Annotated in this window: 9 protein-coding genes; 3 read left to right on the forward strand and 6 right to left on the reverse strand. The window is 56.4% G+C overall.

The features are described from left to right. Positions 1–29: 29 nt before the first annotated feature. Positions 30–968: a Dyp-type peroxidase gene (locus ACM6JM_RS11580; protein WP_414881918.1), complete on the reverse strand. Its 939-nt coding sequence runs from the start codon at positions 966–968 to the stop codon at positions 30–32. Positions 969–1172: 204 nt separating this feature from the next. Here ACM6JM_RS11580 and ACM6JM_RS11585 point away from each other — a divergent pair, with 204 nt between their 5' ends. Continuing rightward, a complete protein-coding gene (locus ACM6JM_RS11585; protein ID WP_414881904.1) occupies positions 1173–2150 on the forward strand; it encodes a TerC family protein in 978 nt (325 codons plus the stop codon). A 42-nt stretch (positions 2151–2192) separates the two neighbouring features. Here ACM6JM_RS11585 and ACM6JM_RS11590 read toward each other — a convergent pair whose 3' ends face one another. After that, positions 2193–3293, reverse strand: coding sequence for a polyamine ABC transporter substrate-binding protein (locus ACM6JM_RS11590; protein ID WP_011334637.1), 1101 nt, complete (start codon positions 3291–3293; stop codon positions 2193–2195). A 252-nt stretch (positions 3294–3545) separates the two neighbouring features. Beyond that, a complete protein-coding gene (locus ACM6JM_RS11595; protein ID WP_414881905.1) occupies positions 3546–4952 on the reverse strand; it encodes a purine-cytosine permease family protein in 1407 nt (468 codons plus the stop codon). Between the two features lie 325 nt (positions 4953–5277). On the opposite strand from ACM6JM_RS11595, the gene ACM6JM_RS11600 reads away from it, so the two are divergent. After that, entirely contained in the window at positions 5278–5763 is a 486-nt protein-coding gene (locus ACM6JM_RS11600) for a flavin reductase family protein (RefSeq protein WP_007950450.1), read from the forward strand. Positions 5764–5830: 67 nt separating this feature from the next. Beyond that, the gene (locus ACM6JM_RS11605) at positions 5831–6874 is read left to right on the forward strand and encodes an LLM class flavin-dependent oxidoreductase (protein WP_102688306.1); all 1044 of its coding nucleotides are present in this window, start codon (positions 5831–5833) and stop codon (positions 6872–6874) included. Between the two features lie 59 nt (positions 6875–6933). Here ACM6JM_RS11605 and ACM6JM_RS11610 read toward each other — a convergent pair whose 3' ends face one another. The 3 genes from ACM6JM_RS11610 to ACM6JM_RS11620 all read right to left on the reverse strand — a co-directional run. Continuing rightward, the gene (locus ACM6JM_RS11610) at positions 6934–7410 is read right to left on the reverse strand and encodes a hypothetical protein (protein ID WP_239065517.1); all 477 of its coding nucleotides are present in this window, start codon (positions 7408–7410) and stop codon (positions 6934–6936) included. A gap of 84 nt (positions 7411–7494) precedes the next feature. Continuing rightward, positions 7495–7773, reverse strand: a complete 279-nt coding sequence (locus ACM6JM_RS11615) for a hypothetical protein (protein ID WP_074688638.1) — start codon at positions 7771–7773, stop codon at positions 7495–7497. Continuing rightward, the coding region (locus ACM6JM_RS11620) for a DUF637 domain-containing protein (protein WP_414881906.1) at positions 7774–10868 on the reverse strand (3095 nt) is incomplete at its 5' end.

Below are 10868 nucleotides of genomic sequence, written 5' to 3' on the forward strand. Positions count from 1 at the left end.
CGGCGGGATCGATTGATCCCGCCGTTTTTTTATCGTTCTGCCAGTTCTTCCAGCAAATCCGCCGAAGGCACAAAGAAAAGGCTGCCAGTGACCGCCGTGCTGAAGTCCAGCAACCGGTCGTAGTTGCCCGGCGGCTTGCCGACAAACATGTTCTCCAGCATCTGTTCCAGCGGCTCCGGCGAACGCGCGTAGCCAATGAAATAAGTGCCGAACTCGCCTGCGCCAGGTCGGCCGAACGGCATGTTGTCGCGCAGGATCTTCACCTCTTCGCCGTCCCTGGTGATGGTCGTCAACGCACTGTGGGAATTGCTCGGCTTGACCGTCTCGTCCAGTTCGATATCGGACAGTTTGGTGCGCCCGATCACCCGCTCCTGCGCTTCGACCGACAATTCGTTCCACGCCTTCATGTTGTGCAGGTACTTCTGCACCAGCACGTAACTGCCGCCACTGAACGGCTGATCTTCATCGCCCACGAGGGTGAAATGCTCGGCTTTGCGACCGACCGGATTTTCCGTGCCGTCGACAAAACCGATGATGCTGCGCATGTCGAAATAGCGGAAACCCTGTACTTCGTCGGTCACCGTCACGGCGCCGTCCAGCGCCGACATCAACTGCGTTGCCAGCTCGAAACACAGGTCCATCTGATCGGCGCGAATGTGCAGCAGCAAGTCGCCAGGCGTGGAAACGGCGCGCCGCCCTTCTACACCGAATTCGCGAAAGTCGTGCAAGGATGCCGGGCGTGGACTGCCGAACAGACGATCCCAGGCGTTGGAAGAGAACCCGCAAACGCAGGACAAGTTTCCAGAAGGGACGCGCTTGCCGACCGAGCGCGTCAGGCCCGCGATATCGGCGCACCAGCCACGGACTTTTTCGGCGGACTCGGCCTCGGCGTTAAGCGTCGCCACAATGAATATCGCAGCGCTGGTGATCGGGCTGCAGACGGCTTGAGGATCTGGCGTGTCGATGATCGTAGCTCCCGGAGTGGTGGACTGACTCGACAGCGAGGTTAGCAAAGAAGTGCTGAATGAAGTATTACCCGCGCTCTGCCCGTGTCGACCGACACTTCGTTATTCACGAACAATACCCACGAAATAAACGATTTTTCTTTGCCGGAAAGCTCCTACTAGCATGGCCCCGTCTACCCCGAAAAACATAAAGACAGGGAGAACGGCATGCCCCCCATCAACATCGGCGAACCCTGGATGTGGGTCGCCTTCATCGTTTTTGTCCTCGCCATGCTGGCCGTCGACCTGTTCGTCTTCGGTGGGCGCAAGGCGCATCGGGTCTCGGTACGGGAAGCCTCATCCTGGGTGTTCGCCTGGTGCATGCTGGCGATGGCCTTCGCCGGGTTGCTCTGGTGGTATCTGAACGGCGAATTCGGCCCCGAAATCGCCAAGGTCAAGACCCTGGAATTCCTCACCGGTTACCTGATCGAGCAGTCGCTGTCGATCGATAACATGTTCGTCTTCGTGATGATCTTCAGCTACTTCGCCGTGCCGCCGGAGTTGCAACGCCGGGTGCTGCTGTACGGCGTGCTCGGGGCAATCGTGATGCGCGCAGCGATGATCTTTGCCGGGGTGTGGCTGGTGTCGCAGTTCACTTGGCTGCTGTATGTGTTCGGCGTGTTCCTGATCATCACCGGGATCAAGATGCTGGTGTTCGCCGAGCAGCAACCGGACCTCGATAACAACCCGCTGCTGCGCTGGGTGCGCGGGCATCTGCGAATCACCAACGGCTTTCACGGCGAGCGGTTTTTCGTGCTGCAGAACGGTGTGCGCTGGGCCACGCCGATGTTTCTGGTGCTGGTGCTGATCGAGGCCAGCGACCTGATGTTTGCGGTCGACAGCATCCCGGCGATTTTCGCGGTGACCACCGATCCGTTCATCATTTTCACCTCGAACATCTTCGCGATCATGGGCCTGCGGGCGCTGTACTTTTTGCTGGCGGACATGGCCGACCGCTTTCATCTGCTCAAGTACGGACTGGCGCTGGTGCTGGTGTTCATCGGCGGGAAGATGACGGCGATGCCATGGTTTCACATGCCGGTGGAGTGGTCGCTGGCGATTGTTGGCGGGCTGATTCTGGCGTCGGTGGTGCTGAGTCTGATGCTGACGAAGGACAAGTCGCCCGAAGAAAGTCAGGCGAAATAACAGTCGGGGGAGCAAACGTGGTTCGCTCCCCCGGTTTTGGGACTATTTGTCGGACTTGATGCTGGTCCACACTCGGGTCCGCACCCGCTCCAGTTTCTGCGGCAACGGTTGCACCACGTACAGTTTCTTCAGCGCTTCGCTGGTCGGCGTCAGGTTCGGGTTGCCGGTAATTTCCTTGTTGATCAGCGGCAGCGAATCCTTGTTGGCATTCGGGTAGCCGAGGAAGTCGCTGATCGAAGCGATGACTTTCGGATCGAGCAAGGTGTTGAGGAACTCGTGGGCCTCTTCGACGTTCTTCGCGCTCTTCGGAATGGCGAAGGTGTCGAACCAGATCGGCGCGCCTTCCTTCGGGAGGCGCCAGTCAACCACCACGCCGTTGCCCGCCTCTTTGGCGCGGTTGCCGAACTGGTAGAAGCTGCCGGAGTAACCGATGGCCACGCAGATATCGCCGTTGGCGATGTCGGTCATGTACTTGGCCGAGTTGAAGTAGGTGACGTAAGGGCGAACCTTGAGCATCAGGTCCTTGGCTTTCTCATAGTCGGCCGGGTTCTGGCTGTTCGGGTCCAGGCCCAGGTAATGCAGGGCCAGCGGCAGGATTTCCGATGGCGAATCGAGCATCGCCACGCCGCAGGATTTCAGCTTCTCCATGTTCTCCGGCTTGAACACCAGATCCCAACTGTCCACCGGCGCATTCTCGCCGAGAGCAGCCTTGACCTTGGCAGGGTTGAAACCGATCAGCACCGTGCCGACCATGTAGGGCACGCCGTACTGATTGCCGGGATCGTTGGCGTCGAGCAACTTGAGCAGCGCCGGGTCCTGGTGGCTCCAGTTCGGTAGCTTGGACTTGTCGAGCTTCTGGAACACGCCAGCCTTGATCTGGGTATCGAGGAACTGGTTCGACGGCACCACCAGGTCATAGCCGGAGTTACCGGTCAGCAGTTTGGCTTCGAGGGATTCGTTGGTGTCGAAGGTGTCCCAGGTCACTTTGATGTTGCTTTTGGCGGCGAAATCCTTGGGCACCGACGGCAGGATGTAATCCGCCCAGTTGTACACCCGCAGTTCGCGCTGTTCGGCCTGTACGGCGCTGGCCAGCAGCGTCAGCCCGAAAACAGTGGCGCCCAGAATGCGTTTCATCGTGACCATGTTGTGTTTCCCCGAATGCAGCGTGAGTCGATGGTTTTTATGTTCTGTACACGGCAGCGGCTTGCAAATCAGCCAAGGGCAAGGAAGGTGCAGCATCTAGTTGTGGCTTCGATTCTTCCTGACAGCGTAGACGCAGCACAGTAGCCGGTTGGCCAAAAGGGGATCGAAATGGCCAATTTGCGTGACCGCCGGGATGCGGAAACAACAATGCCCGGCAAAGTGCCGGGCATTGTTTGAACAGCTTGCGAACGCTCAGTCGGTAAAACCCAACCGCGCCGCCCTGCTCTGCTGAGTCTGGCCACGGGTCGCGAGGCAGTAATACAGCGGGCACGTCACGATCAGGCCGACCAGCCACGACAAGTCAGCACCTTCCACGAGATTGGCGTACGGCCCGACATACAACGATGTGTTGGCGAACGGCAGCTGCACGATGATGCCGATGAAGTAGGCAATGATCGCGTGCAGGTTGAAGCGCCCATAAATGCCACCGTCGGCGCGGAAGATCGAGGCGATGTCATAGCTGCCGCGCTTGATCAGGTAGAAGTCGATCAGGTTGATTGATGCCCACGGTACCAACACCAGCAGCAGCGCCAGAATCAAACCGATGAACTCGGAAATGAAATCCGCCGACGCGCCCAGCGCCACCACGCAGCAGCCCGCCAGCACCACGCTCGACAAGATCACCCGCACCTTGATGCTTGGTATCCATTGGCTGGCAAAGGTCTGGATCGACGTGATGATCGACAACACCGCGCCATACAGATTCAGCGCGTTGTGGCTGATGATGTTGAGCAGGAACAGCACCATCAGAATCGGCCCCAGCCAACCGGTGGACTGCTTGACCGCCGCCATCGCCTCAGTGCCTTCCGGCGTCGCCAGTACCGCCACCGCGCCGAAGGTGAACGACAGAATCGTGCCCAGTGTGGCGCCCAGATAAGTCGCGATAAATGGCTTGCTGATCCCGATGTCCGCCGGCAGGTAGCGGGAGTAGTCGGAGACGTACGGCGAAAAGCTGATCTGCCAGATGATCCCCAGCGATACCGTCGCCAGCCATCCCGAAAGATTGAAGCTGCCACGGGTAAAGAAGTCCGCCGGCAACTCATGGGCAAAGATGTAGATGAAACCGGCCAGCAGCGCGCTGCCCATCACCCAGGTGCCGATTCGGTTCAGCGTGTGAATGAAGTTGTAGCCAATCACGCCAATGGCCGTGGCGCTCAGGGCACCGATCAGAATGCTCAACGGCGCCGGCACCGACGGCGCGATGCCGACGATGGACTTGCCGGCCAGCACGATGTTGGAAATGAAAAAGCCGATGTAGATGATCGCGGCGAAGAACACGATCAACAGCGCACCGTAACGCCCGAACTGACCACGGCTCTGGACCATTTGCGGAATGCCCATGCGCGGGCCTTGCGCCGATGCCAGGGCGATCACCACACCCCCGATCATGTGCCCCAGCGCAATCGCCAGCAGCCCCCAGAACAGGTCGAGATGAAACACCTGAACCACCATGGCGCCGGTGACGATGGGCAGTGGCGCAATGTTGGTGCTGAACCATAGGGTGAAAAGGTCGCGGGCCTTCCCGTGGCGTTCCGCGAGTGGGACGTAGTCGACCGTGTGATTCTCGATCAACGGATCTTGCCGGGACATCTGGGACATAAAAATGAACTCGATTGGGTCTGTTCTTATCGTTGTATGAAGCCAAACCGGGGGTGCTTCGTGGCCGCCCCTCAGATGCAGACCATATTATGGTATTCCAACATTTTCACAAGACTGACCCGCTGTTTACGACGGCATCTGATCCGGCATCCTCCCTGATAGCCAGCGTTCACGGCTAGAGCAAAGCCCCGTAAATGCTGAGTTTCCGACGGATGAACCACGTTTATCGTTTCACCAAAAAAGCGCTTGCAATCGATGTATTACGGTATACCATCAGACCCATAAACACATAAAAACACGCTTCACCGCACTCGAGGATTGACCAATGATCGATGCTGCCGTCTACAAACAAGTCATGGGCTCGTTCCCGTCCGGCGTTACCGTCATCACCACCCTGGATGACGACGGCCAGATCGTCGGCCTGACCGCCAGCGCTTTCAGTTCGCTGTCGATGGACCCGGCCCTGGTGCTGTTCTGCCCCAACTACAGTTCCGATTCCTACCCTGTCCTGATCAAAAACAAACGCTTTGCCATTCACGTCCTGTCCGGCGGTCAGCAAAGCGAAGCCTATGCCTTCGCCCGCAAAGGCAAGGACAAGGCGCAGGGCATCGAGTGGACGCTGAGCGAACTGGGCAACCCGATCCTGGCCAATGCGACAGCTATCATCGAATGTGAGCTGTGGCGCGAATACGAAGGCGGCGACCACGCGATCATGGTCGGCGCGGTGAAAAACCTCATCGTCCCTCAGCAGGACGCCGGCCCGCTGGTGTACTGCCACGGCAAGATGGGCGCCCTGCCCGCCTTCGCCTGATCCGCACGATTGCACTTAAACAGGCCGGCAAGCGACCGGCCGACCACAAGAGATTCGAGGTAGCGTCATGAAATTTTCCCTGTTCGTACACATGGAACGCTGGGACGAAAGCGTCAGCCACCGTCAACTGTTCGAAGACCTGACCGAACTGACGTTGATGGCCGAGGCCGGTGGTTTCAGCACCGTGTGGATCGGCGAACACCACGCGATGGAATACACCATCTCGCCGAGCCCGATGCCGCTGCTGGCCTACCTCGCGGCCAAGACCACCACCATTCACCTGGGCGCCGGCACCATCATCGCGCCGTTCTGGCATCCGCTGCGGGTCGCCGGTGAATGCGCGCTGCTCGATGTGATCAGCAACGGCCGGATGGAAGTCGGCCTGGCGAGAGGCGCCTATCAGGTGGAATTCGACCGCATGGCCGGCGGCATGCCCGCCTCCAGCGGCGGTCAGGCGCTACGGGAAATGGTCCCGGTGGTGCGCGCGCTGTGGCAAGGCGACTACGCCCACAACGGCGAGATCTGGAAATTCCCCACCTCCACCAGCGTGCCGAAACCGATCCAAAAGCCGAACCCGCCGATGTGGATCGCCGCCCGCGACCCGGACTCACACAACTTCGCCGTCGCCAACGGCTGCAACGTGATGGTCACACCGCTGATGAAGGGCGACGAAGAAGTTCTCGATCTGAAGAACAAGTTCCAGACTGCGCTGGACAACAACCCGGATGTGCCGCGTCCGCAATTGATGGTGCTGCGTCATACCCACGTGCATTCAGTGGATGACCCGGAAGGCTGGAAGGTCGGCGCGAAAGCCATCTCACGTTTCTATCGCACGTTCGATGCGTGGTTCGGCAACAAGGAAGTGCCGGTTAATGGTTTCCTCGCCCCGAGCCCGGAAGAGAAATTTGCCGGGCGTCCGGAGTTTGAGCTGGAGAGTCTGCACAAGACGGCGATGATCGGTACGCCGGAAGAGATCATTCCGCGGATCAAGTACTACCAGGAACTGGGGGTCGATGAGTTCAGTTTCTGGTGTGACAACAGCTTGCCGCATGCGGAGAAGAAGAAGTCGCTGGAGTTGTTTATCAAGCATGTGGTGCCGGCGTTCAGATAGACCTGCCACCCGGTATATGAAAACGCCCCGAGATGTTCGGGGCGTTTTCATTTGGGGCGTCAAGGCAACGATGGCTCTGTTGGATCAGGCAGAAAGAAGCGCGCTGTCAGCCAGCATGTCGCCATTGCCGTGACGAACAGCACGACCATTGCGAACATCTCATCCGAAAAGGTCGCTCTCTTTACATCCGATACAACGGCCAGAACAAACGGCGTCACCCATAAAGTGGCCAACGCGGCACCCGACAGAGCAATCACTGAACAGGATCGACCCGTCCGTTTGACCTTCATCAGTGCAATCACCATCGCGAACAGCAAAAACGGTACAAGAAATACCACTTCGGCGAGCAAGGGGCCGAGGAACGGCATCAACATCAACTCCCCTCCCACGACCTCTCCCATCAGCCGTGGGTTCATGGCCAGATGGAAGATCGTTGCAAGGGTCTTGATGATGCTTGCGATAAACCCTGGAACCAGTGGGCAGAGAAGAAAGGCCAGGAACACTTTCAGACGCGGGTATTTTTTTACTTCACTCAAATCCTGGATCCTTTGCGCACAAACCGGGACACACCACGTATCGAAATATCTCTGAACGTGGTCTGCCCTATTTACGTTTTGTATTCAGAAGAGAAAAAACACAAGCATGTACAAAAACATCGCTACTCCCGCCAGCACCGCTCGGTGCATTGGATCATCTTCAGGGCCCATTCCTCCCGGCCCAATCGTGACCCATCCATCGCGCAAGTAATTGTAGACCGCTTGACCAAACCATATCTGTCCCAAGACCATCGCAAAGAAACGCTCCCGGTCCCCGTTGAACCGTATAAAGCCAGCGACTAATGCGACCACCAGTAATGTCAGACCAATTACATGTTTGTACCGTTTGAGCTCTCCCAACATTTACTTGTCCTTAAAAAAATCCAGCGTTCTGTCCGCAAGCTTATCCCAGGTATTGGCCATGCCGAGAGTATTCGAAGCCTTGCTGGCTACCTCCTTCGAGAAACCACTGGCGACAACAAATTTTTCGAAACCGGCACTTAGCGCTGTGCTCGTCAACGCCTTGTTAAAATCCTCAGGCCCCTTCAAATAGCCAGATAACAACCCTGCCAGCGTTGATCCGTTGGACAGCAGAGTGGCTGTCAAACCTGCAGCCGGGACTGATGCAGCGCCCATGAACCATCCGGCATTGCTCAATGCTTCGATATTGGCGGCGCGTATCCATTGAAGGGTTGCCGTATCACCAAAGTCGATGTTGGCCCCCGCTGCAAGACAATCCGTGCTTGCACAAGAATGATAGCGCGGGGTGTAGGTGTTGCCATCGATGACAACAGGTACTCTGTACCCGCCTTTGTCATCCATGGGATAACCTGTCAATGGATCTCTTTTACCCGGTCCGTCAGGCGTCTTCGACCAATCATGCTTGTCATTCAGAGAGCCGAATCCGGTTTGGGCCGTTAGCGTCCAACCGTACGCGCCGGTATTTTCTTTGATAAAGGCAATAATGTCCCTGTCAGCAGGTGCAAAGTTCTGCAGAAACATCCCGTTGCCCAAGTCTATCCAATTACCACCGGTATCGTAGATTCCGCCACTCGGCACGACTATGTCTGTTGCGGGTGTGATATTCGTACCATTGACAGAAGACAATCTCAGTTGAGCTTCAATTTGCTCAACCGTGTACTTTCCACCACTCCGCGCGGCCAATTGTGCAGCAAGGTCCTTATCTTCCTTGTGTAGTTGACGGTTGAACTGCGTAGCAAACTTTGTGACCCATGCCGCATTCGCCAATGTGTTCGCAGTGACGTTTTCTTGAACCGAACCGGCCAGTACTCCAATGATCTGGGAACTCATTGTCAGGAGGTTTGGATCGCCTTTAACCAGGTTGTCCAAATAACCAATCAATGCTTCGTTTGCACCAGCGGCCAACGCACCGGTTGCAAAGTCCCCTCCGGTGGCCTCGGCCAGGAGCCCTCCTACCATGGCGTGAATGACAACCTTGGTCGCAGATCCGTCATCGATTACATCCTTGGTGAGATCACCTACAAGGTTGAAGCTGACGGCTGCCAATGTATTGAACAACGCTGTTTTCAGTACATCGCTGACGTTTGGATCCCCACCCAAAGCCTTGTTAATCAGCGCAGACGTACCGCCCTGCAATACTTGACTTCCAGCGAATTGCCCCACGCCCGTCCAGGTGGTCAATGGAGGTGAAATCACTTTATTGGTAACCGGGTCGACTTTTATGCCTGTCAGGTCATTCAAATAAGCGGAGGTCAACCCCGCGGTGAAACCGGAAACAACATATCCCTGAAGTGCTTCGGAAGAAGTAACGTCGGCAAATACAGCTCCAAGATCACCACCATTATTGATAAAGCTGACCGATGCATTTGTCGCGGCTCCGGAAGCAACGGCAGCAATACCAGCTGCCCAGGCAGTTCCTACTGTCCCGCTCAAGGCACCGAGAACCGCCGGCCCAACCACTGCGGCCATGACGATCGCGATGATCATCTGCGAAGCCGGGCCCAGACCCGAATTGTCATATTTGAACGACTCGTGAATTTCCTTCACCAGCCGCCAGTCAACGTCACCCCGTGTTTCAGCGTCTTTCAACCAGGCCAGTTGTGGATCGGCTTTGACCATCGTGTCGATGGTTTGACTAACGGTTTGCTGGTTGACGTCCTTGATATCGATCTTCAGTCCTTCAACTGCCTTGATCGTGATTATCCCGCCTGCCGTCATATGCGTCTGACGCAGCGTTTCATCAGTATTGCCTTTGCCTTTCGATGACACCCATGCGGCGTTATTGTCGGTTTTCTCGTGGCTCTCCTGATGCAGGTCTTTCACACCTTCAAATGTAATGGAACCACCGCTGTCCAGAATGATGTTTTTGCCACTTTCCAGTTCCGCCACTTGATACAGCTGGTCACCTTTGCTTTTCAGGGTCAAGTCACCTCCAGCGCTGATCTCGCTGCCAATATGAGTGGTCTTGGTAACTTCGTCGCGTTTGGTTTGGAGCTTGCCGAAACTGCCTTTTTTCTTTTTGTCATAGAGCGAATAGTCAGAGTCCTCCAATGCAAGTATTTCGAGTTTGTCGCCTGCCGCCAAATAGGCTTCGTCGCCTGCGGTAACACGACTGGAAACCACGCTGAGATCATCACCTGCGTCCAGTTTGACGTCACCGCCCGCAGAAATGCCAGACATGACCTGGCTCACATGATCCTCTTGGACAGTGAGTTTTTTGTTCTTGGACAGTGAATGTTCTTCATCCGCTGCGGACGTGATCAGCAGATCGCCACCAGCCTTCATCGTCACATCGCGCTTGGCATCAATTTGACTGGCGATGATGTTGATATCGCGTTTTGCATCCGCTTTGAAACTACCTCCAGCATCAATATCAGCCCCCAATTGGGTCACATCGCTGCTGTTGTGCCGTGCGTCCTGGTAAACACTGTTGGAGACTTGAACGGAGGATACATTCAAGTCTCGTCCGGCGTTCAGCGCCATATCCCGACCACTTTGCATGACACCGCCAAGAACGTTGATGTCTTGAGCAGCTTTAACGGTGAGGTCATTTGCAGCTTCGATTCTTGCTGCATTATCGGCATAGTCATGCGTCTGGATGCCAAATCGGGAAACATTGGCGGAAGTCGTTATCGACCGGGTGTTGAGGACGTCCCCTTTGAGGGTAGTCAGGCTCACGTCGCGACCTGTAATAATCCCGCCAGACTTGTTGATGATGTCATTGGTCGCCAACAGATCAAGACGATTACCAGCCTGAATCAAGCCGCTATTGACCAGGTCCTTTCCAGCTGTCGCCAATAGATTATGAGTCGCCTTCAACGTCCCGACGTTGTCGAGGTTCTCACCGGCAATCAGCGTCACATCGTTACCGGCAATCAACGCCCCGGTCGGGCCCAGACGGCCATTGGCCTGCGCCAGATAAACCACCGGAACCAGCACTTTCTCGCCATTCACTTCAAACAAAAGGGGACAGATTT

The organism is Pseudomonas sp. IT-P2 (assembly GCF_949767575.1).
Lineage (GTDB): Bacteria > Pseudomonadota > Gammaproteobacteria > Pseudomonadales > Pseudomonadaceae > Aquipseudomonas > Aquipseudomonas pharyngis.